The sequence below is a fragment of the Mycobacterium sp. M23085 genome (assembly GCF_045343915.1).
GTDB lineage: Bacteria > Actinomycetota > Actinomycetes > Mycobacteriales > Mycobacteriaceae > Mycobacterium.
The window spans coordinates 3,014,562-3,035,373 of sequence record NZ_CP174280.1 but is presented as its reverse complement, the minus strand read 5'-3'; the positions used below and the strand labels follow the sequence as shown (position 1 = coordinate 3,035,373).

Genomic DNA, 20,812 nt, shown 5'->3' with positions numbered 1-20,812 from the left:
GCCCAGCCGGCCCTCAGCGCGCGGGATCGTCGGCGACCTCGATATCGCCGGCCGCCGCCGCGGCGCGCAACTGGTGAAAGTCGTCAAGGGATTTGTCGGCGTAGGCATACGACCAATCGGCCACCGCGTCGTGCACGGCGCTACTGGTGCCGACATATCCCCGCAGGATGGACGCGTTCGCGCTCTGCGCGTGTGCTCGGGCCAGCAGCACGGCACAGGCAAGGACGTATTCGGAGAAGATCGAGGCCGACATGCCTTCGGTGTCGATGCTGCCCTTCATATCGTGGAATTGCCGGACGTAGTAGTCGCGGCCGTCCTTGCGGGTCGTCCCCAGGAACACATCCGACATCGCCTGCAATATCAGCTGGCCGTCAATCACGCGCACGCCCTGGCCCTTGGCGTTGACCGCCGCGGTGAGGGTGTCCGGTTGCGGCCAACCGCCGTATTCGTCGAGCACCGATCGAGTGGCCTCTTTGATCTGCATGATCAGCGGTGTTCCGTTGGGGCCGACCAAGATGACCAGGTAGCAGCGGGTGCCGACGCTGCCGACGCCGACGACCCGCAGCGCGATGTCGGTGATGCGAAAATGCGACAGCAACAACGCCACGTCGGCCGGAACCGCGGCCAGATATTCCTGAACCGACTCGATCAAGGGAGCTTCGATGTCCTCCTCGACGTGCTGCAGGACGGGAGGATCCTCGCGCAGGCGCGGGGTTCCATCCGCGCCGGTTTCCATGATCTGCTTGAAGACTCGCTCCGACGTTCGCGTGCGCGCCCGGGAGATCGTCTTCTGAATCACCGCCTGCAGACCCTTGGACACTGTCCCGGTGTAGCGCTCGGGTTCCACCCGTAGGTAGTAGCGATCCAGAACATTCATCTCCTCGAGCATCGCCTCGAGGCTGGTTTGATAGCCCGTCAGCGCCTCCTCGACACAGCGGCGGATGGCCTTGCCCGGGTATCCAGCGTGACGGCCACCGATGATCGCGCTGGTGATCAGGCGCTTGACGTCCCACTCCGCGGGTGCGGCGGCGGCCTCATCGAAATCGTTCAGGTCGAAGACGATTGAGCGATGAGGGGCGGCGTACAGCCCGAAATTCGACACGTGCGCGTCGCCGCAGCACATGATTTCGATCCCGCTGGACGGGCTTGCGGCCAGATCGGCGGCCATGACCGCCGCCGAACCTCGGTAAAAGGAAAATGGGTCGGCGAGCATACGGGCAAACCGGAGCGGAACGAGTTCGCTTAGCCGATCGGCGTTTTGGGCGACGAGAATTTCGGTGGCTGTTCGCGTGGCTGGCGTCAGCTGCGCGAGAGACCGGCGAGGGGCGGCCTTGCGCAGCGCCCGGCCTCGTCCCAGGTCCTCGCTCGGCACCTCGACATCGATCAAGCGCTCACGCAACGCCCGTTGCGGCATTTGACCAGCATAATCACCGCGGCAGGCATTTACGTCACGCTGATTCTCACGGCTGTCGCAGGATGGCTCGATCGTTAACATTCTTAAAATGTTCGGTGCCACACGGGGCTGTTTGGCACTCATGGTCGGTGCTGGGAGGTGTGGCGGGCATGGTGAAGCTGCTGCCGCCCGATGCGGGGCGCCCGTCGCGGCGCCTGCCCTGGCTCAGCCTGCTGGGCGTCCTGGCCATCGTCGTCGCCACGACCGCGATCGTGCTGAAAAACCTCCCGTCGGGCGGTGCCAACGAAATCCTCAACGTCTCCTACGACCCGACCCGCGAGTTGTATGCCGCGCTGGACAAGCAATTCGTCGCGGAATACCACACGCATAACGGAACGACCTTGAACATCAAGGAGTCTCACGGCGGCTCGGGCCGGCAGCTCCGCAGCGTGCTCGATGGCAGTCAGAAAGCCAACGTGGTGTCGCTGGCGACGATCAGCGACATCGACACGCTCAGCAAGCGGGGGCTGGTCGCCCCCGATTGGCAACAGCGGCTGCCGAACGCCTCGGTGCCCTACACATCGACCATCGCGTTCGTGGTCCGCAAGGGCAATCCCAAGGGGATTCGCGACTGGCCCGACCTGATCAACCCCGACGTCGCCGTCGTGTCACCCAACCCGCGGACGTCCGGCAACGGCCAGCTCAGCGTGTTGGCGGCCTGGGGCGCGGTCACCACGCGCGGCGGCAGCCCGGCGCAGGCGACCGCCTACGTGAAGTCGCTACTGCAGCACGTCACCGTCTCCGACGCCGGAGCCCGCAGCGCCGCAGACAGCTTCGCGCTGGCCAAAATCGGCGACGTCCAGCTGACATGGGAGAACGAGGCGCTGCGGGAGGTCGCCGCAAACAAAGACGAATTGGAGCTCGTCTATCCGCCGGTCAGCATCCTCGCCCAGCCCGCGGTCGCCTGGGTCGACGCGAACGTGACCGACCCCGCGACGGCGGCCCACGCGAAGGCCTATCTCGAGTATCTGTTCACCGACTCCGCCCAGGAGCTGGCGGCGCGATTCGGGTATCGGCCCTTCCAGCCGGCGATTCTGGCCAGGCACGCGGATCGGCTGCGCCCCCTCACGTTGTTCCCGATCACCGCCATCGCACGGGATTGGAGTGACGCTCGGGAGCAGTTCTTCGGCACCAACGGCATCCTGGACACGATCTCGGCGCCCGGCGCGGCGTCGGGCGCTTAGCGGAAAGACGTCGAAAACGTGGATGTGCGGGCGAATTACGACCTGGTGAAGGGCCGGCATGACGTGATCGCCGGTCTGACCGTCGCCGCCATTTCATTTCCTCAGGCGATGGCCTACGCCCTGATCGCCGGGGTGGACCCGAGATTCGGCGTCTACTCGGCGATCGTCGTGACCATCGTCGCCTCGATCTTCGGGTCGTCCTCGCATCTGATCAACGGGCCCACGAGCGCCATCTCGCTGCTGGTGTTCACCGCACTGGCCTTCATCGACTCAGAGAATTCCACGGAGCTCTTCGAGGCGCTCTTCTTACTGGCCGTCCTGGTGGGCGCGTTCCAGATCGTGATCAGCCTGTTCAAGCTCGGCAACCTCACCCGCTACATATCCGAGTCGGTCATCATCGGCTTCATGGCGGCCGCGGCCTTCCTGCTCGCCATCGGACAGCTGGGCAACGCGCTGGGCGTCCGCGACAAGGGCAACGGCCACATGCAGGTGCTGCGCCGCGTCTGGCTCACCCTGGCCCACGGCGACCACATCAATTACCGCGCACTGACATTGAGCGCGGCGGCGGTGGTCCTGGCCGTCGTGCTGCGCAAGCTGGTCCAGCGCTACGGATGGCCGCAGGTGGACATGCTCGCGGTGCTGATCGTCACCGCGCTCGTCGCCTACCTCGCCGGGTGGTCGACGCCGGGCCCCGGCGGGCACACCGCGGTGTCGGTGGCCGCCAAGATCCCGCGCAGCCTACCCGGACCGCATGTCCCCGAGGTCCGCACCGAGTGGCTGCCGCACTTGTCGACGGGAGCGCTGGCCATCGCCTTCGTCGGCATCATCGAGGCGCTGTCGATCGCCAAAGCCATTTCTTACCAAACACAACAGAAGATCGACTACAACCGCCAGATCATGGCCGAGGGCCTGGCCAACTTGACAGGCGGCTTCTTCCAGAGTCTGCCCGGCTCGGGCTCGCTGTCCAGATCGGCGATCAACTTCCAATCCGGTGCTGCCACAAGGTTTTCCGGGATAGTATCGGCCGCCACGGTTGCCGGTGCCCTGCTGCTGTTCGCCCCACTGCTGCGCTACGTTCCGCAACCGGCGCTGGCCGGGCTGTTGCTCGTCACGGCCGCGCGCCTGGTCGATTTCAAGCGGCTGATCTACACCGTCAAGGCGTCGCGCTACGACGCCGGGCTGGTGGTCGTCACGGCCTTCACCGGCATCGCCGTGGACCTCGACAAGTCGGTCCTGCTCGGCGTGGTCCTGTCCATCCTGCTGTTCGTGCCGCGGGCGGCGAAGCTGAAGTCCAAGGAACTCGTCGTCACGCCCGAGCGTGTGGTGCGCGAACGCATTCCGGGCGATTCAGCGGATCCGTCGATCGTCATCTACGACCTCGAAGGCGAGCTGTTCTTCGGGGCCGCACCGGAATTGGACCGCTACCTGACGGCGATCAGTCAGCGCATCACCGAGGGTGACATCGCTTTCGTGGTGTTGCGGCTCAAGCGGGTGCGCCACCCGGATGTGGTCTGCATCGAACGCATCGAGCATTTCCTGCGCGAGGTCACCGAGCGCGGTGTCACCGTGCTGCTTGCCGGGGTGCGCTCCGACACGCTCGGCGTGCTGACCAACGTCGGCTTCCAGAGTTGGTTCCCCGCCGAGCAGGTCTTCCCCGAGGAGGACGAGGAATTCTCGGCAACGCTCAAGGCGGTCCGCTACGCCCACAACAGGCTGGCCGAGCTCAACGTCAAGGAGCCCTTCACCAGCGCACCCGAAGTCGCCCCGCACGCTGAGCTGTACTACCTCGTCTAGTGTCGCGAGTCGTTAATTCGCGATCACTGGGTAGACTTGGGGTGTGCCGAGTCCGATTGCTGTGCCCGTGGTGTTGACCGATGAGGAACGTGAGCAGTTGCAGGGGTGGGCGCGCCGCCCCAAGAGCGCCCAGGCGTTGGCCTTGCGCTCGCGGATTGTGCTTGCCTGCGAAGGGGATTCGAGTAATACCGCGGTAGCACGCGATCTGGGTATCACGCGGGGAATGGTGACCAAGTGGCGTAATCGCTTTGCCGCTGACCGCCTGGAGGGATTGCTCGACGAGCCGCGCCCGGGCCGGCCCCGGGTGGTCGGTGATGAGCGGATTGAAGCGTTGATCACCGCGACGCTAGAGACCACGCCCCCCGATGCCACGCACTGGTCGACGCGGTCGATGGCCGAGCATCTGGGTTTGAGCCAGTCGATGGTCTCGCGGGTGTGGCGGGCGTTCGGATTGGCTCCGCACAAACAGGATTCGTGGAAGCTGTCCAAAGACCCGCTGTTTGTCCAGAAGGTCCGTGACGTCGTCGGGTTGTATCTGAACCCACCCGAGCGGGCGGTGGTGTTGTGCGTGGATGAGAAAACCCAGATCCAGGCCCTCAACCGCACCGCACCGGTGTTCCCGATGCTGCCCGGCACGCCGGCGCGAGCCAGCCACGACTACGTCCGCCATGGCACCTCGAGCTTGTATGCCGCCCTGGATCTGGCCACCGGCCAGGTCATCGGTGCCCTGCACTCGCGTCACGGCGCCCAGGAATTTCTGGCCTTCCTCAAGAAGATCGACACCGCGGTGCCTGCCGACTTGGACTGCCATGTCGTCTTGGACAATGCCTCCACGCACAAAACACCGCAGGTCAAACGCTGGCTGAACGCTCACCCACGCTTCGTGTTGCACTTCACCCCGACCAGCTCAAGCTGGCTCAACCTCGTCGAGCGCTGGTTCGCCGAACTGACCACCAAAAAACTGCGCCGTGGCACCCACACCTCGGTGCGCCAACTCAACACCGACATCCGCGCCTGGATCGACACCTGGAACGACAACCCGCGCCCCTACGTCTGGACCAAGACCGCCGATCAAATCCTCGAATCCATCGCCAACTACTGCAAGCGAATTAACGACTCGCGACACTAGCTGCCGGCGGCTACCCTGGCCCGTTCGGTCATCGAGGCGATCACGCCGCCGTCGTTGAGAATGTCGGTGCCGGTGAGGTATCCGGCCCTCTCGCTGGCGCAGAAGGCGAGCAACTCGGCCATCTCTTCGGGCTTGCCCCACCGCGGCACCGCGGCGTTGGCAACCATCGCGCCCGCGCCGGCCTGCTCCTCGAGCCGGCCCATCTCGGTGTCGATGGAACCCGGTGACACCGAGACGATGCGCAATCCGCGGGCGTTGAAGCGCTCCGCCTGCGACTGGCTGTACCACTTCACGAAGCTCTTGCTCACGGCGTAGGCCAAGCCGGATCGCGCCTCATCGGGGGCGATGTCGCACGCCGCCAGCATGGCGGCCATGAACGCGTCGGTGTCCTCCAGCGCCCGCGGAAACTGTTCTGTCGGAACGATTTCCGCCGGCAGCATGTGCGCCGCCATCGATGCCACGTTGACGATCACCGCACCTTCGCCGGCGACCGCGAAGAACTCCTCGTTGACGTTGACGGTACCCACGGCGTTGGTCCGGATGATGTAGTCGGCGGCACCCATGCTCGGGCTGACCCCCGCGGTGTGGATGACCGAGACGACCGTCCCGAGGTTGCTCGCGGTGCCCAGCAGGCCTGCCACGGCGCGCCGGTCCGTCACGTCGCAGTCGACGACCGTCGCAGCGATCCCGAGGTCTTGCAGGGCCGTGCCCGCGGCGGCCAGCCGGTCCTGCCGGACGTCGCACAGCACCACGGTGTGGTCGCGGCCGACGACTTTCGCCGTGGCCAGGCCCATGCCACCCGCGCCGCCTGTGATCACCGACACTCGAGTCATACCTGGACGGTATACGCAGAATGATGCCCAACCCGTGGGCGGGGCGGTCTTCGGCGCGACGGCGACCTACCGCTGAGGGGTGGAACCCTCCGCCTCGTGGTGAGGGTGACCGCTGTGCCGGATGGCCCTGCCGAAGAACGGTGCCCGGACGGTGGCGATCACGTGGCGGCGGTTGATGATCAGCGCTATGACGGCCACCGCGACGTAGACGGCGCAGAGCAACAACCGTCCCTGTGTCGAGAAGATCGGGAACTGGACGACGAACAGTCCGAGCAGTGTGCACGCGGCGGCGCGGTTGAACCGCAGCGCCAGGATCAGCGCCACCCCCATCATCGTTTGGGTGGCGGTGAGCAGCACCTCCTCCACCTGACGGGAGTCGAGGTACAGCGAGAACCCGCCGCCGCCCAGCAGGTGGGCGATCGGCAACGACCCGATCAACAGGGTCCATTGATTGACCTTGGAGGAGATCAGCGTGGCGATGGCCGCCGTGCCCTTGCCCCGGCTGGCGAAAATGGTCGCGATGATGAATTCCGGTGCCTCGGAGGCCAGCGGGGCCAGCCACTGCACCAGCAGGAAGCGGTTGATGCCGAGTTCGGTACCGGCGGCCACCAAGTTGTCGGCAAAGGGCTTGGCGCACAGCAGGATCACCCCGCCCGACACCAGAAACAGGCCGACCACCGCGACGCGCCTCCGACCGTCGGGCAGATCACCCAACGCGGCCGCCGTGCCGATCAGGTCGGGCTCCTCGACGTCGCCGTGACTGATCTTGTAGAGGTAAAACCCGAACCAGGCCAGCAACGCCAGCCCCAGACCCAGATGAATCTGGCTGCTCGCCGGTATCACGAAGGCGAGGACGCCGGCGACCAGCAGGAATCCCAGTTCGACACGGTTTGCTGGCTCCAGCGTCAGACCGGTGGTCTTCGCCGAACCGGACTTGCGCGCCACCACGATGCTCACCAGCACCACCACGGGCCACCCCAGACCCATCAACAACCGGTTGGACCCGGTCATGTTGGCGGCGGCGTACTGCGTGTAATCCGCGTTGTGGCCGGACACGTATGCGTAGTAGAGGTCGACGGCGTATTCCGGCAGCACCGCGATCAGAGCCAGCAGCGCCGTCGCCAACCCGCCGGAAACGTCGATCTGCGCGGCCTCGGCCGCCCATGCCAGCAAGAAGCTGGCCGCCACCACCGCTGCCCCGAAGATCAGCAGGGCCAGTACCGCGCCGGGATGCAGGCCGGCGACGCGGACGACCACGGCAGGGAGGACGAAAGCGCCGGTGATCAATCCGGAACGGGTCAGGGTGCGGCGCCGCCAGCGTGCCGTCATCGCGACGGTGGCGGCGGGCCTGTCTATGGCGAGCATCGTCATCCTTCGCAGGCGGTGGCGATCCGGTGGCCACTGCGGCTCGGTCGCTGCGGTGAACCGGTTACCCAAGTTACCCGTGGCGGCCAGCGTCAGCAACGCAGCGGGTCGATTAAGCGGCGGTGCGCCAGGACGCATATTTGCTGTCCAGGCCCATGTGTACGCAAAAGTTAGGCCGCCCTGATCCGCAACTTTGGCAAACCTCGTCACTGGTGGGTATGACGCGCAGCGAACGACGTGAGTTCCCGCCGCTCCCTAACCGCCGGGGCCCATGGCCGCGGCGGCGGCCTGGGCGAACAGCTCGACGGCCTGATTGCGGCTCACCGATGCCAGCAGCTGCGCGGCGGCGCGCATGGTGTCGCCCACCATCAGGGTCGGGCCGTTGCCGAGGTTCTCGAACGCCTCGGCGATGACGTCGGACACGGCCGCCGCGTCCGGGGGCACCTCGTCCGGGGATCCGATCAGGCCCCGGCTGTATTCGAGCTCGCGCAATGCCGGCGTGTTGGTCTTGCCCAGGATGAGGCCCAGGACGTCGACGCCCTTGTCGTGCAGTTCGGCCCACAGCGCCTCGGCGAAGACCATGTCGAACGCCTTCGAGGCGCCGTAGGCGACCATGTTCGGTCCGCCGGCCAGCCCGGCGCCGGACCCGAAGATGACGATGCCGCCGCTGCCTCGTTCCACCATCGCGGGCGCGAAATGGTGACACAACTGCATGGGCACCATGCAGTTGCGTTGCACCATCGCCTCGGCGGCTTCGATCGAATTGGCAAGGAACGGCTTGAAATTCGGGTCGGCGCCGGCGCAATACACGAGCGTTCCGATCTCCAGGTCGCCGGTTGCCGCGGCAACCGCCGCGGCCGCACCCGGTTGCGCGAGATCGATTGCCAGGGTGCGGGTTTGCGCCCCCGTCTTGCCCTCGATGTCGAACGCGACACGGTGGAGAACGGCTTGCCGGCGGGCCAGTAGCACCACGTTGACGCCGCGCTCGGCAAGTCCTTCGGCGAACGCCGCGCCCAGGCCGTCGGATGCGCCGGCCACCACCGCCCAGGGCCCGTACTTTGCCGCGAATGTCATCTACCCGCCCCCGACCGTGGTGATGCGAACCTGGGTGTAACGCCGGCGCGCGATACGCCACCCCGCCGGGGTGCGGACCATGTCGTCGTCGTAGAAACCGATCGCGTTGACACCTGAGTTGTTGTCGCCGGCCATGATCAGCCCGTCGACGTAGGTGCGTGCGGTGGCGCTGTCGCCGTCGAGCGTGATGGCCTGGTTGGTCAGGCGGTGCAGCGTGTGCCCCGCCAGCGCGTGCGCCCGCTCCATGAAGTCGGCGACTGCGTCGACACCGTTCCAGGTGCCGATCTCGCCGTAGTCCAGTTGGCAGTCGTCGGTGAAGACGGTGCGAAACAGTGGCCAATCCCGGCGGTCGATCCCCGTGGCGTAGCGCACCAGCAGCTCGGAGATGTCTTGGCGGTCATCGCGTTCGGTCACCGGAGGTCTCCATTCGGACGGACAACGATCCCCGGCGGGCCGTAACGGGCCCAACCGGCCCCGCCATGATGGCGTGACCGCAGCGCGCAAGACATCAACTCTCTCGAATAATCGATATAAGATCTCGAATGTTCGTCCAACTGTAGGAACCCCGTCGTAAAGGAGTCAAGCGATTCGCGGTTCGACGTCAGCGCCGACCGCCCGGGTGCTCGACGTCGTCGAGCTGCTGGCGCGGTCTGCGAATGCGCGGCTGCGCTTCTCCGATGTGGTGCGGGAGCTGGATCTCACCCAGGCGACCGCGCACGCGATCCTGAAGACGTTGTGCGACCGCGGGTGGGCCAGCCGTGATCCGGTCACAAAGACGTTCGCCCTCGGTCCCGCCCTCGCCGTGGTGGCCGCCCGCACGGACACCGCCCGGCCGCTCGCCCACGCGGCGCGGACCGCGGCGCTGCGGCTGTCCCGCGAAGTCGGCTACGCCTGTTCGGTGGTCGAGAAATTCGGTGATTCCTTGGTGGTCACCGCCTTTGAGGGTGAACCGGCCACGCAGCCGTCGGGGATCCCGGGTGATCGCATTCCCTACGCGCCGCCGTTCGGCGTCGCGATGGCGGCCTGGGACACCGAGGAGGAACAACGCGCCTGGGTCCGGCGGGGTGCCGGCGACAACGCGGACCGCGCCCAGCGCCTGCGACAGGTGTTGGAGCACACCCGTGAACGCGGATTCGACGTCGACTGGACGACGCCGGCGCTCGCGCAGGCGGTGCAGGTGGTCGGCACGTTGGACAGCAGCGAGATGCCAACCCCGGTACGCCACATCGTGGACCGGCTGCTGGTCGAGTTCACCACCATCGGGTTCCTCTCCGACGACAACCCGGGCCGCCGGAAGCAACCCGTGGTGACCATCGCCGCCCCGGTTTTCGACGACCGGGCCCGCGTCACCCTGATGGTGGCCGTGCACCCGCTGTGCGCGCTGAGCGCGCGGCAGATCCGCGACATCGGAAAGCAGCTGACCGACGAGACGGCCGCACTCAGCGGGGCGCCACCGCAGCCGGCCGGGATCGGTGGGGTCGACCACCGCGGCGCCTGAGGCGGCCGCGAGCGGGGGCATTGTGGCCCGGGTTGGCATGATCCTCCGTCGGCTGTCTGCTATGTGTCCCCGCGTCCGGGCACGCCGGCATCGAACGCGTTGAGCGTCACAGCGACCATGGAGAAGCAGCCCACCAGAAACACGATCTCGGCCGTTCCGTGTGCGCCGAACCGGTGTACGGCGGCTCGATAGGTGGTCTCGGAAAGGACTCCGCCGCGGTTGAGGGACGCCGCCATGTCATAGGCGACACCTTCGTCGTCGCTCAGGTCGGCGGGGCGTTCACCCGCGGTGATGGTGGCGATTTTCGACTCGGACAGACCTGCGCGCCGGGCGAAGTACTCGTGACCGTAGATTTCGTAGCGCGCCCCGAATTTCGCGGCGGTGACCAGGATGACCAACTGATGGATATCGCCCGGAAGTTGGGCGTGTTCCCACATCGCCTTGTTGAATGACCAAGCCGGCGCGCCGAATTGGGGAAAGTGCAGCCAACAGTTGAAGGGCCCGATCAGCGCGCCGTCGTCCCGGTATGCGACCAGGTCGCCGAATTCGCCGTCGATCACGGCCCGCATATTGTCGTACAGCTCGCGCTGCGCTGCGGTCAAACTGGGCGGTGGCAAAAGGGGAAGTCGCATCGGGCCCACCTCATCGGATTGCGGTCGTTCACCCCAGCGAAACGCGCGAGCGAGGCGGAGTCCATAACTCGCTGATGAGCACTGGTAAGTGGCGCTTCCTAGCGCAGGTGGGGCCACTTAAGCTCGACATATGGAACTGCGGCAGCTGCGCTATTTCGTCGCCGTCGCAGAAGAATTGCACTTCGGTCGCGCCGCCCGACGCCTGCACATTTCGGGACCGGCGTTGTCGCAACAGATCATCGCGTTGGAACGCGAAGTGGGCACCGATTTGCTGGTGCGGGACCGGCGCAGCGTCCGGTTGAGCGAAGCCGGCCGGACGTTCCTCCCGGACGCGCGCCGGATCCTGTCACTGGCCGACGACGCCAAGCATCGGCTGCAGCGGACCGCCTTACAAAGCTCGCCGGTGCGGCTGGGCTACGTCAGCTGGTTGCCCGACGACATCGGCGCAATGGTGGGCCCCGGAGTGGCCCTGCGCCTGGACGATTGGGTGTTGCCGTCGCACGTGCAAGCGGACCGAGTGGCCGAGGGCACCCTCGACATCGCGTTGGCGTGGATCACAGAAACGCAGGCCAAGCATCGAAAATTGACTGCTCACCTGTTACGCGCCGAACCGCTGAGCGCGGTCCTTCCCGGTTCGACCTCTTCGGAACCGGTTGGCGCACAACATGTCAGCGTTCTCGTCGACGACGACGCGTCGGCATGGTCGTCGTGGAACCGGTTCGCCGAAGACTTCGCCGCCGACAACGGTGCCCGCATCATCGGGATCAACGACGGCGGCATCACCGGTGACGCGTTCTACGCACATGTGCGCAAGATCAGAAGCGCTGTGCTGGCGTCACCCAAGCGCCACACCGCCCCACTCCCAACCCGATTGGGCCAGCGTCCGGTCGCCGATCCGATCCCGCTGTGGACATGGTCGCTGCTGCATCGGCAAGACGATGACCGGGCCAGTGTGCGCGGTGTCGTGACTTCGTTGCTGGCGGTTGCGCGCGGCCGGGAATGGCTGACTCCTCCCACCGGGCGGTGGTGGATTCCGCCCGACGATCCCCACCGGAGCATTCTTGATCCCGGGGCCGATCCGCGGTGAAAAGTTCCGTCAACCACACATAAGGAATCGATCCTGGACGGCGCCTCATCGCTGGGCTTCAGTGGGAGTAGTAGAGCGGAGAGGCGAAAAGTGGTGGCACAGAGCTACGTTGTTGACGAGCTGGCCGAATTCGTCGTCGGCGCACGACCGGCCGATCTGGGCGGGCAGCCGCGCGAACTGTTGAAGCGCAACGTGCTGGACAGCATCGCGTGCGCCGTCGGTTCGCTGGGTGGGGAGCTGATCCCGACGATTCGTGAGCACACGACTCAGTTCGGCGGGACCCCGACCGCCACCCTGGTCGGCGGCGGCCGCGCATCGGTGGACCAGGCCGCGTTCTTCAACGCGGTGCTGGTGCGCTATCCCGACCTGCTCGACACCTATTTGACCGTGGGCGGGCTCTGCCATCCCGCCGACAACGTCGGCGCCGTTCTGGCCGTGGCCGAGCACACCGGCGCCAGCGGGGCCGACTTCCTGCTGGCGCTGGCAATCGCCTACGAGATCCAATGCCGTTTCAGCGCACAGGTTCCCGTGATGGCCCGCGGGCTCAACCACGCGCTGCAACTTTCCATGTCGGTTGCGGCCGGCAGCGCAAAGCTGCTGGGGCTCGACGCCGAACAGACCGCCAACGCCATCGCCGCCGCGGCGGCCGACAACGTGTCGCTGGCGACCATCCATGCCGAACCGGTCTCGAACTGGAAGGGCATCTCGCCGGCGATCACCGGCATGCGCGCCGTGTACACGACCATGCTGGCCGCCCGCGGCATCACCGGGCCCAAGTCGTTGTTCGAGGGCCCACACGGGTTGGCGCAGCTGTTCGATCAGCCCATCGATTTGCACACCGCCGACCGCAGCCTCGCTTGCGTCGAGCAGACTTACTTGAAGCAGTACTGCTCGCTCATCCACGGCCAGGTGGTCATCGACGCGGTGCTGGCCGTGCGCGGCGAGACCGCTTTGCGTGGTACGGATGTCGCGAGGGTAGTTCTCGAGGTCTTTCAGGGGGCATATGACTTCGCCGGTGGCGGTGCGTATGGCGGCAAAGAACATCCGACCACCAAGGAGCAGGCCGACTACAACCTCAAGTACCTGACCGCGGTCGCCCTCCTCGACGGCGGCGTGGGCCCCGAACAGCTTGAGAATGAACGTGTTTCGCGAAGCGATGTCCAGGGTCTGTTGGCACGGGTGCAGGTCAGGCCGGCCGACGATCTGACCGCCGACTACCCGCATCGCACGGCCGCGCGGGTTCATGTGATCACCAACGACGGGCGGGAGTTCAGCCGCGAGCAGTCGGATTACGAGGGGTCACCCACCCGTCCGATGTCCTGGGAACGCGTCGTGGACAAGTTCGGCTGGCTCCGCCGAACCCTTCTGTGACGGTCCACTGCGCGATGACATAGTCGCCGCGGTGGCTCGACTCGACGAGATCGGAGTCGCCGAACTCACCGGGCAGCTCGGTGCGGTGCTTCCCGCCGCCCGGTGCGCGCGCAGCAAGCCGCGCTTCTGACGCCCGTGTGCGTGCCCCCTTGCGTGGCCGCCCGCCCGCCATGAATGATCCGGCAATGGGGAAACAACACCGCCGCAATCGGTGGGAGCTCATCACCTGCGCCGTTGCCGGCCATGTGACCTATGCACCCGACGAGAAGGCGCTCGCAGACCGGCTGAGGGGCTGCACCGGGCTGGGCGAAGTGTGGCGCTGCTTGCGGTGCGGCGAGTTCACCCTCGGCGAGCCGCACGGCCGTGGCCGCGCCGAGGATGCGCCGATGATTATGCGCGGCAAGGCCTTACGTCAGGCCATCATCATCCGCGTATTGGCGGTGGAGCGCTTGTTCCGGGCGGTGGTAATCGCGCTGGCGGCCTACGCGGTGTGGAAGTTCCGCGGGGCGCGCGGCGCCATCCAGGCCACCCTCGATCGCGATCTGCCGATCTTTCGCACCGCCGGATTCAAGGTCGATCAGATGACCATCGTGCATGAACTGGAGAAGGCGCTGGCTACCAAGCCGTCCACCCTGGCCCTGCTGACCTTGGCGCTGGCGGGTTACGCGCTGATCGAAGTCGTCGAAGGGGTGGGCCTGTGGCTGCTGAAGCGCTGGGGTGAATACTTCGCGGTGATAGCCACGTCGGTCTTCTTGCCGCTGGAGATCCACGATCTGGCCAAGGGCATCACGATGACCAGGGTGGTGACCTTCACCATCAACGTCGCCGCGGTGATCTACCTGCTGGTGTCGAAGCGGCTGTTCGGGTTGCGGGGCGGACGCAAGGCTTACGACGAGGAACGACGCGGCGAGCAGCTGCTCGACGTCGAGCGGGCCGCAGCCGAGAGCTGACCTGTCACGGGCGTCGACGGTTATGCCGGCGGCTGTTTGGGAGGGATGAAAACGCCCTCGGCCTCCACCGTGACGCCGTCCTCGTCGGCCAGGTGGCCGACGACGAAGATCTTGACCCCTTCGACGCGGTCGACGTGAGCCTGCGCGCGCAGTTGCCGGCCCAGCGCGGTGGGCCGTCGATAGCGCAGGGTCAGGGTGCCGGTGTACGCGGGCCGGTCGGGCTGGTGGGCCGCCGCGCCGAGCACATGATCGAGCACCAGGGCGCACACACCGCCGTGCACGGTGCCCGGCGGCCCCTCGTAGGCGGCGCCGAGCACGAACTCCGACCACACCAGCCCGTCGGGATCGTGATGGATGACCAGCGGCGGTGCCATCGGGTTCCGCAGACCTACCACGGCGTTGCCCCAGGCAACGGTCTGTCCGTCCGGGGTGCGGTGCACGCCGAACGGGCCGGGCAGCAGCGCATCACTCAATTCGTCTGAGGCGCTGTCGATTCTGGCTATTGCCGCAGCTACCGCCGCCGGGCCGGCTTCCGTGCGGATGCTGATGTCGAGCAGCCGGCGGACCGATTCGGCCAGCGGCGCGTACACCGACTCGAGTTGGCTGAAATCGATGCAGGGCGTCTGGTCAGGCATGCTGGCAACTTAACAGTGCGGCCACGGAGGGGCGTGCCCGTCGGGGGGCGGCCCGTTCCCCGGGCATACTGCCCTGGAACGGAGGCGTCAATGGGGACTTATGCCATTACCGGGTCGGCGTCGGGAATGGGCCGTGAGACCGCCCAGCGCCTTCGGGACAACGGGCACACCACCATCGGTGTCGACATCAAGGACGCCGATATCGTCGCCGACTTATCCACACCTGGTGGGCGCAAAGAGGCGGCCGACCGCGTCCTGGCGACCGCCGGCGACAGGCTTGACGGTGCCGTGCTGGCGGCCGGCCTGGGGCCCGGCCGCGGCCGCGACCGGATCCGCCAGATCGCAGCGGTCAATTACTTCGGTGTCGTCGAATTGCTCACTGCCTGGCGCGCCGCGCTTGCGGCCGCTGAGCGCGCGAAGGTCGTTGTCGTCGCCAGTAATTCGATGACGACGATGCCCGGTGTGCCGCGCCGGGCCGTCAACGCGCTGCTTGCCCACGATGCCGACAAGGCGGTGCGAACGGTGCGGCTGTTGGGTCCGGCGGCGCCGACGATGATGTACGGCGCTTCCAAGACCGCCGTCAGCCGTTGGGTGCGGCGACACGCGGTGCTTCCGCAGTGGGCCGGGGCGGGAGTGCGGCTTAACGCGTTGTCGCCCGGCGCGATCATGACACCGCTTCTGCAGGAACAACTGTCGGACCCCAGGCAGGCCAGGGCGGTCCGGTCGTTCCCTGTCCCGCTCGGCGGCTTCGGTGACGCGGGGCACATGGCCGACTGGATGTGCTTCATGCTGTCGGATGCCGCCGACTTCCTCTGCGGCAGTGTACTATTCGTGGACGGCGGTACCGACGCGTATTTCCGCCCCGACGACTGGCCGAAACCGGTGCCAGCGTACCGACTGCCAGGCTATCTTCGCAGGTTCAAGGGTTTTCACTAGACGCAGTGTTGCGTGCCTATATTTACGTCACCGATGTGCCGTACGCCACAAAGCGGTTTTTGTGGGGTTTACCGCGGCGCGGTGCCGTCGTAAAACGCCCGCGGTGCAATTGACTGAGTCGGCGTACAAGCCGAAAGAACAAAGGAACACACTGTGGCCACACTTCCGGCCTGGGTCAGCCAGGCTCCCGTCACTTTCGACGTGATCGCGCCACTGAAGTCGCGCGCGTACGACGTCATGCACACCGTGCTCAAAGGCACGCGACGCCCAGCGGCCGCGAGTCCGCGGCTGATGCCCAGGGGCGTCGAGCGCTGCTGAGGGCCAGTTAAGCGTCCTGGCCATCGATGCCGACTCCCCATCGGTGCGTCGCGCAAAGGAGCGATTGCGGCCGATCGGTAACGCCTCGATGGGAATTGCTGCGCCTCGAAAGCGCGCCAAATGCTGTGCTCCGCAAGGGAATTGGCGGTGGTCGGGCTCTGCTACCGGTATCGCCTACTCTGGCGGGGCACCTGACTCCGCCGCTCGAGCCCGTTCGCGCCGCCGGGCCCGGGAGGCGCGCAGGTTGACGGCGTTGCCGCACGTTTTGACGTCGTGCCACACCCCGCTGTTGTTTTTCGAGCGGTCGTAGAACGTCGACCCGCAGCGGTGGTTGTGGCATCGCTTGATCCGCCGCCAGGTGCCGGCTTGCTGGCTCAGCAGGATCTCGCCCCACAGCGCCGACGCCATCCAGCGCCAACCGCTGCCGCTGGGATCCAGCCGGACCTCCCCGGAGTCGGACAGCGCGAACGACGCGGCGACACCGCCGGGGGCCCGCCCGCTCGGCGGTTCGCCGCCCACCAGCCGCTCCACGGCGGCCCGCAGGCTGCGCAGCCTGACCACATCCGTGTCGTCCAGCTCCGGCGCCCGTAGATCCACGCCGCGCGCGGCCGACCACGCCCGCACCGCGCCGGCAGCCCAGTCGCCCGCGAGCTCCCGGTCGGCCAGCAGGTCCGGTCCGTACCCGTCGATGGCCCTGGTGTTGAGGAAGTCCTGGACCAAGCCCAGGCCGCCGGGCGCCGGGACGCACCCGTATCGCTGTGACGCACCCCACCATGAAGACATATACAAAGACTACTTGCCTATGTCGCTATGGTCAACTAACCTGACGCAGGCAAAGTGTTTTTGCCTAAGTCAAAGGAGCAGGATCATGGTCAACGTCAAGGGGTCGACGGTAGTGGTCACCGGCGGGCAGCGCGGGCTCGGCAAGGCCATCGTGGCGGAGTTGCTGGACCGCGGTGCGGCCAAGGTGTACGCCACCGCCCGAGCGCCGAAGCCCAGTCAGGATCCGCGCGTGGTCAGCGTCGAATTGGAGGTCACGGACGCGGATTCGGTGGCCGCGCTGGCGGCCCGGGCCGCTGACGCCGACATTGTCATCAACAACGCCGGTGTGCTCGGCGCCCGGAGCCTGCTCGCCAGCGACATCGAAGAGGTGCGGGCGGTCTTCGAGACGAACTACTTCGGCGCGCTGCGCGTGGCCAAGGCGTTCGCACCGATCCTGGCCGACAACGGTGGTGGGGCGCTGGTCGACGTCGCCTCGATCCTGTCCTGGATGCCCGGATCCGGCGGGTACGGCGACTCCAAGGCCGCACTGTGGTCGACGACGAATTCGCTGCGTATCGAGCTCGAGAAGCAGGGCACCCTGGTCATCGCCGCGCACCTCAGCTTCACCGACACCGAGATGGCCTCCGGCTACGACGCACCGAAGAACGACCCGCGCCAGGTTGCCCGCGCGATCGTCGACGGCATCGAGCGAGGTGACGTCGAGGTGCTGGCCGACGACGACACCCGCTACGTCAAGGCGGCGCTGTCCGGACCGGTCGAGGCGCTGCCCCGGATGGGGTGAACGGCCCGGGCGCTTGAAGGTCTGTCCGAAGGCAGCACCCCGTGGTGTGACGGTGGGTCAAGCGGGCCCTTGCGGTGGCTCACTTGGTCCGAGCCCGGACCGGGCTCGCTGCACTTCGGACAGACCACCGGGTTGTCCCGGCACCATTACCGTCGCATGCGCGCGCCGGCGCTGCGATGGCCAAAGGTCCTCAACGGCCCGACCCGAAGTCACCAGCGCATCGACCGGCGCGCCGTGTTTGGATGGCGATATGCCCGATACGGAACTCGATCGCGTAGTGAGCGCCACGCGCGTGATCTCTGCCCACGCCGCCCGGATTTTCGAACTGATCGCCGACCCGTCCCGACAGCCGAGCTGGGACGGCAACAACAACCTCGCGTCGTCAGCCGCCGGTCAGCGCGTTCATCGCGTGGGCGACATCTTCAAAACGACGTTGACCAACGGGGCGGTGCGGGAGAACCACGTCACCGAATTCGTCGAGGGCAGCAAAATTGCCTGGCGCCCGGCCGAACCCGGCAAGCAGCCCCCCGGCCACCTATGGCGCTGGGAGCTCAGCCCGGTCAACGCCGAACTCACCACGGTGACGCACACCTACGACTGGACGGCGCTCACCGACCCCAACCGCATCGAGAAAGCCCGTGCGACGACGGCCGACATGTTGCGCGAGTCGATGGACCGGCTCGCCCTGCTGGCGCAATCACCGGATTAGGCTTCGGCGGGTCAGCCCTTCTTACCGCGCACCCACTGGAAGGTGCCGAAGTTCTTCACCCGCACGCTGGTGAAACCGTTGTCCTCCAACACATCGCCGATTTCGTCGTCGTCGAACGCGTGCGCCCCGACGTTCGGCAGCAGCTGCCAATACCGGGCCAGCCGCCCGGCGGTCGGGACCATAACGGCCAGCCTGCCGCCAGGCCGCAGCACACGTGCGATCTCGGTGAGGGCGGCCGTCGGCTCCGGCACCAACTGCAGCACAGCGGTCGACACCGCCACGTCAATAGTGCTGTCGCGCAGCGGAAGTCGCTGTGCATCGGCCTTGATGAAGCCGACCTGCGGCCCCGCCTCGTTGCGGACGGCGCGGGCAAGCATCGGCTCGGAAATATCGACGCCGAGTGCCAGACCGTCGGGACCCGCGGCGCGCGCGAGCGACGCGGTGACATTGCCCGGACCCGAGCCGACGTCCAGCGCGATACCGCCCTGCGGGACGCGCAACCACTCCAAAGGCAGTTGCCACGCGCTGATCCAGCGCCGGGAAAGCGCTTGGGCGTTGTCGTAGAGCATTGATCCGATGGGGGACGCCCAGGCCGCCTGGATCGGACCGGTGTTCTTCCCGACGGCACCGTCTTCGGCGGAGCCGGTGCCGAGCAGGTCGAGATAACCCCGGCTGACGTCGGGGTCGGCCGGTGGGTCGATAAGGAGGTCCAGCGCTCGCCGGAGCGCGGGAGGCATTGAGATGTGCACGTCGGTCATGCGTACTCCTTCGATCAAATTCCAAGCTGGACGCCAACTCTCGAATGGCAAGCCGTCAAGCCTCGGCTCCGGTGAGTCCCGCCCGCAGCCTACGCCGCGGGCGGGGACGCTTCGACCGCTGCGAACCGTGGGTTGGTTAGCGCCGCGCGGCGGCGTGCTCGCGGACCAGGGCGTACAGCCGCCAATAACCGGGCACACCCTTGAGCGCGGTCTCGCGGTATTCGCCGAACCGGTGCCGTGACCCGGTGACGATGTCGCGCAGCGTGGACGACACCAGCACCTCGTTGGGTCCCGCGAGTGCCGCCACTCGCGCGCCGATGTGTACGGCCATGCCCGCGACGTCAGCGCCGCGCACCTCGACTTCACCGGCATGAATTCCGACCCGGACCTCGATGCCCAGCACGTGAACGGCGTCCACGATGGCGTCGGCGCAGGCGATCGCCGCGCTGGGGCTGCTGAACGTCGCGACGAATCCGTCTCCGGCAGTGTTGACTTCGCGGCCACCGAAGCGCTGCAGTTCGTGGCGCACGATCCTGTCGTGGTTGTCCAGCAGATCGCGCCAGCGGTGGTCACCCAGGGCCGCCGCGCGCTCGGTGGAGCCCACGATGTCGGTGAACACGATGGTGGTGAGCAGTCGCTCGGCGTCCGAGCCGCCGCGCACCCCGGTGATGAACTCTTCGATCTCGTCGAGCATGGGCGCGGTGTCACCGACCCAGTACAGGGCGTCGCCGCCAGGCAGTTCGACGAGACGCGATCCGGCGATGCGCTCGGCCAGGTAGTGCCCGTGCTCGACGGGGCTGAAGGCGGGGTTGTCGCGATGCACGATCAGCGTCGGCACGGCGACGCGAGGCAACCGGTCGCGGACATCGCCCTCCCGGACCTTATTGATGAACGCGCGGGCCATGCTGGGTGACGCGGCCCGGTTGCCGGCCATGTCCCACCACGCGCGGAATGCGTCGTCGTGGGCGACGCTGGGGGCGATAATGCCGAGCATGTCGAAACCCTGCTCGACGGCGTCCGGCTCCATCCCGACCGATGTGAATCGCTCGGCATCATCGAGCCCGGCGCCGATCGGGTAGTCCGGACCCCGCAGCGTGCGCGCCGCACCGTTGACTATGACGAGGCTGTTCACTCGGTCGGGGTGGTCGGCCGCGAGAACCACACCGGCCAGCGAAGTGAAACCCGGGGCGAAGATCGTGGCTCGCTCGCAACCGACCGCGTTCATCACCGCGAGCGCGTCCTGAGCCCAGGATTCCGGGCCGATCATGTCCAGCGAGGGAACCCGGGACGACAGGCCGATCCCGCGCTGATCGAAGCGGATCACCCGGCAGAACGACGCCAGCCGGCGATGAAAGCGGTACATCGAGGGCTCCAGGTCGACGCAGTCGATCGGGATCAGCGGGCCCGGTAGCACGAGCAGGTCCATCGGGCCATCGCCGAAGACCTGATAGGCGATGTCGATTTCGCCGCAACTGGCGTACCGGGTCCGCGGAGCCGCAGAACTCCCAGCCACGTAGTCAAG

Annotated in this window: 21 protein-coding genes; 11 read left to right on the top strand and 10 right to left on the bottom strand. The window is 66.9% G+C overall.

What is annotated here, in order from left to right:
• Positions 1-13: 13 nt before the first annotated feature.
• A complete protein-coding gene (locus ACIUM1_RS13955) occupies positions 14-1,516 on the bottom strand; it encodes a DUF2252 domain-containing protein (RefSeq protein WP_406813284.1) in 1,503 nt (500 codons plus the stop codon).
• 47 nt (positions 1,517-1,563) lie between these two features.
• Here ACIUM1_RS13955 and ACIUM1_RS13950 point away from each other — a divergent pair, with 47 nt between their 5' ends.
• From ACIUM1_RS13950 to ACIUM1_RS13940, 3 genes are read left to right on the top strand one after another with little or no spacing between them, the layout of a single operon-like run.
• On the top strand, positions 1,564-2,637 hold the full coding sequence (locus tag ACIUM1_RS13950; RefSeq protein WP_406813283.1) for a sulfate ABC transporter substrate-binding protein: 1,074 nt from the start codon (positions 1,564-1,566) through the stop codon (positions 2,635-2,637).
• 18 nt (positions 2,638-2,655) lie between these two features.
• Positions 2,656-4,431 (top strand): SulP family inorganic anion transporter, encoded by a 1,776-nt coding sequence (locus ACIUM1_RS13945; protein ID WP_406813281.1) that lies wholly within the window; start codon positions 2,656-2,658, stop codon positions 4,429-4,431.
• A 43-nt stretch (positions 4,432-4,474) separates the two neighbouring features.
• Positions 4,475-5,560, top strand: coding sequence for an IS630 family transposase (locus ACIUM1_RS13940; protein WP_406813280.1), 1,086 nt, complete (start codon positions 4,475-4,477; stop codon positions 5,558-5,560).
• Here ACIUM1_RS13940 and ACIUM1_RS13935 read toward each other — a convergent pair.
• The 4 genes from ACIUM1_RS13935 to ACIUM1_RS13920 form a co-directional block, all read right to left on the bottom strand.
• The gene (locus ACIUM1_RS13935) at positions 5,557-6,393 is read right to left on the bottom strand and encodes an SDR family oxidoreductase (protein WP_406813279.1); all 837 of its coding nucleotides are present in this window, start codon (positions 6,391-6,393) and stop codon (positions 5,557-5,559) included. The genes ACIUM1_RS13940 and ACIUM1_RS13935 overlap by 4 nt on opposite strands.
• A 66-nt stretch (positions 6,394-6,459) precedes the next feature.
• On the bottom strand, positions 6,460-7,764 hold the full coding sequence (locus ACIUM1_RS13930; RefSeq protein WP_406813277.1) for a sodium/calcium exchanger protein: 1,305 nt from the start codon (positions 7,762-7,764) through the stop codon (positions 6,460-6,462).
• 249 nt (positions 7,765-8,013) lie between these two features.
• The gene (locus ACIUM1_RS13925; protein WP_406813276.1) at positions 8,014-8,832 is read right to left on the bottom strand and encodes an SDR family NAD(P)-dependent oxidoreductase; all 819 of its coding nucleotides are present in this window, start codon (positions 8,830-8,832) and stop codon (positions 8,014-8,016) included.
• The gene (locus tag ACIUM1_RS13920; protein WP_406813275.1) at positions 8,833-9,246 is read right to left on the bottom strand and encodes a nuclear transport factor 2 family protein; all 414 of its coding nucleotides are present in this window, start codon (positions 9,244-9,246) and stop codon (positions 8,833-8,835) included. It lies immediately after the preceding gene.
• 205 nt (positions 9,247-9,451) lie between these two features.
• On the opposite strand from ACIUM1_RS13920, the gene ACIUM1_RS13915 reads away from it, so the two are divergent.
• On the top strand, positions 9,452-10,330 hold the full coding sequence (locus tag ACIUM1_RS13915) for a helix-turn-helix domain-containing protein (protein WP_406813274.1): 879 nt from the start codon (positions 9,452-9,454) through the stop codon (positions 10,328-10,330).
• Positions 10,331-10,389: 59 nt separating this feature from the next.
• Here ACIUM1_RS13915 and ACIUM1_RS13910 read toward each other — a convergent pair whose 3' ends face one another.
• Complete coding sequence (locus ACIUM1_RS13910) at positions 10,390-10,962, bottom strand: carboxymuconolactone decarboxylase family protein (RefSeq protein ID WP_406813273.1); 573 nt, start codon at positions 10,960-10,962, stop codon at positions 10,390-10,392.
• 130 nt (positions 10,963-11,092) lie between these two features.
• On the opposite strand from ACIUM1_RS13910, the gene ACIUM1_RS13905 reads away from it, so the two are divergent.
• From ACIUM1_RS13905 to ACIUM1_RS13895, 3 genes are all read left to right on the top strand, one after another.
• The gene (locus ACIUM1_RS13905; RefSeq protein WP_406813272.1) at positions 11,093-12,049 is read left to right on the top strand and encodes a LysR family transcriptional regulator; all 957 of its coding nucleotides are present in this window, start codon (positions 11,093-11,095) and stop codon (positions 12,047-12,049) included.
• Positions 12,050-12,142: 93 nt separating this feature from the next.
• Complete coding sequence (locus ACIUM1_RS13900; RefSeq protein WP_406813271.1) at positions 12,143-13,420, top strand: MmgE/PrpD family protein; 1,278 nt, start codon at positions 12,143-12,145, stop codon at positions 13,418-13,420.
• A 185-nt stretch (positions 13,421-13,605) separates the two neighbouring features.
• Positions 13,606-14,370: a DUF2127 domain-containing protein gene (locus ACIUM1_RS13895; protein WP_406813270.1), complete on the top strand. Its 765-nt coding sequence runs from the start codon at positions 13,606-13,608 to the stop codon at positions 14,368-14,370.
• Positions 14,371-14,390: 20 nt separating this feature from the next.
• On the opposite strand, the gene ACIUM1_RS13890 is transcribed toward ACIUM1_RS13895, so the two are convergent.
• The gene (locus ACIUM1_RS13890; RefSeq protein WP_406813269.1) at positions 14,391-15,005 is read right to left on the bottom strand and encodes a PaaI family thioesterase; all 615 of its coding nucleotides are present in this window, start codon (positions 15,003-15,005) and stop codon (positions 14,391-14,393) included.
• Positions 15,006-15,095: 90 nt separating this feature from the next.
• Between ACIUM1_RS13890 and ACIUM1_RS13885 the strand changes: the two genes are divergently transcribed.
• Together ACIUM1_RS13885 and ACIUM1_RS13880 are read left to right on the top strand one after the other, a co-directional pair.
• Positions 15,096-15,941 (top strand): SDR family oxidoreductase, encoded by an 846-nt coding sequence (locus ACIUM1_RS13885; RefSeq protein WP_406813268.1) that lies wholly within the window; start codon positions 15,096-15,098, stop codon positions 15,939-15,941.
• 153 nt (positions 15,942-16,094) lie between these two features.
• Positions 16,095-16,259, top strand: a complete 165-nt coding sequence (locus ACIUM1_RS13880) for a hypothetical protein (RefSeq protein WP_406813267.1) — start codon at positions 16,095-16,097, stop codon at positions 16,257-16,259.
• Between the two features lie 174 nt (positions 16,260-16,433).
• Here the strand turns inward: ACIUM1_RS13880 and ACIUM1_RS13875 are convergent, their stop codons facing one another.
• Positions 16,434-17,042, bottom strand: a complete 609-nt coding sequence (locus ACIUM1_RS13875) for a CGNR zinc finger domain-containing protein (RefSeq protein ID WP_406813266.1) — start codon at positions 17,040-17,042, stop codon at positions 16,434-16,436.
• 85 nt (positions 17,043-17,127) lie between these two features.
• Between ACIUM1_RS13875 and ACIUM1_RS13870 the strand changes: the two genes are divergently transcribed.
• Both ACIUM1_RS13870 and ACIUM1_RS13865 read left to right on the top strand, forming a co-directional pair.
• Positions 17,128-17,823 (top strand): SDR family oxidoreductase, encoded by a 696-nt coding sequence (locus ACIUM1_RS13870; RefSeq protein ID WP_406813265.1) that lies wholly within the window; start codon positions 17,128-17,130, stop codon positions 17,821-17,823.
• 250 nt (positions 17,824-18,073) lie between these two features.
• Positions 18,074-18,532: an SRPBCC family protein gene (locus ACIUM1_RS13865; protein ID WP_406813264.1), complete on the top strand. Its 459-nt coding sequence runs from the start codon at positions 18,074-18,076 to the stop codon at positions 18,530-18,532.
• A gap of 11 nt (positions 18,533-18,543) precedes the next feature.
• Here ACIUM1_RS13865 and ACIUM1_RS13860 read toward each other — a convergent pair whose 3' ends face one another.
• Together ACIUM1_RS13860 and ACIUM1_RS13855 are read right to left on the bottom strand one after the other, a co-directional pair.
• Positions 18,544-19,290: a methyltransferase domain-containing protein gene (locus tag ACIUM1_RS13860; RefSeq protein ID WP_406813263.1), complete on the bottom strand. Its 747-nt coding sequence runs from the start codon at positions 19,288-19,290 to the stop codon at positions 18,544-18,546.
• 136 nt (positions 19,291-19,426) lie between these two features.
• On the bottom strand, positions 19,427-20,803 hold the full coding sequence (locus ACIUM1_RS13855) for an adenylate/guanylate cyclase domain-containing protein (RefSeq protein WP_406813262.1): 1,377 nt from the start codon (positions 20,801-20,803) through the stop codon (positions 19,427-19,429).
• Positions 20,804-20,812 lie beyond the last annotated feature (9 nt).

What these genes read in the sequence shown, in the direction of transcription:
- ACIUM1_RS13860 (WP_406813263.1), bottom strand. Translation starts at nt 19,290, where the DNA reads ATGACCGACGTGCACATCTCAATGCCTCCCGCGCTCCGGCGAGCGCTG.
- ACIUM1_RS13925 (WP_406813276.1), bottom strand. Translation starts at nt 8,832, where the DNA reads ATGACATTCGCGGCAAAGTACGGGCCCTGGGCGGTGGTGGCCGGCGCA.
- ACIUM1_RS13890 (WP_406813269.1), bottom strand. Translation starts at nt 15,005, where the DNA reads ATGCCTGACCAGACGCCCTGCATCGATTTCAGCCAACTCGAGTCGGTG.
- ACIUM1_RS13870 (WP_406813265.1), top strand. Translation starts at nt 17,128, where the DNA reads ATGGTCAACGTCAAGGGGTCGACGGTAGTGGTCACCGGCGGGCAGCGC.
- ACIUM1_RS13950 (WP_406813283.1), top strand. Translation starts at nt 1,564, where the DNA reads ATGGTGAAGCTGCTGCCGCCCGATGCGGGGCGCCCGTCGCGGCGCCTG.
- ACIUM1_RS13935 (WP_406813279.1), bottom strand. Translation starts at nt 6,393, where the DNA reads ATGACTCGAGTGTCGGTGATCACAGGCGGCGCGGGTGGCATGGGCCTG.
- ACIUM1_RS13885 (WP_406813268.1), top strand. Translation starts at nt 15,096, where the DNA reads ATGGGGACTTATGCCATTACCGGGTCGGCGTCGGGAATGGGCCGTGAG.
- ACIUM1_RS13895 (WP_406813270.1), top strand. Translation starts at nt 13,606, where the DNA reads ATGGGGAAACAACACCGCCGCAATCGGTGGGAGCTCATCACCTGCGCC.
- ACIUM1_RS13905 (WP_406813272.1), top strand. Translation starts at nt 11,093, where the DNA reads ATGGAACTGCGGCAGCTGCGCTATTTCGTCGCCGTCGCAGAAGAATTG.
- ACIUM1_RS13865 (WP_406813264.1), top strand. Translation starts at nt 18,074, where the DNA reads ATGCCCGATACGGAACTCGATCGCGTAGTGAGCGCCACGCGCGTGATC.
- ACIUM1_RS13875 (WP_406813266.1), bottom strand. Translation starts at nt 17,042, where the DNA reads ATGTCTTCATGGTGGGGTGCGTCACAGCGATACGGGTGCGTCCCGGCG.
- ACIUM1_RS13930 (WP_406813277.1), bottom strand. Translation starts at nt 7,764, where the DNA reads ATGACGATGCTCGCCATAGACAGGCCCGCCGCCACCGTCGCGATGACG.
- ACIUM1_RS13910 (WP_406813273.1), bottom strand. Translation starts at nt 10,962, where the DNA reads ATGCGACTTCCCCTTTTGCCACCGCCCAGTTTGACCGCAGCGCAGCGC.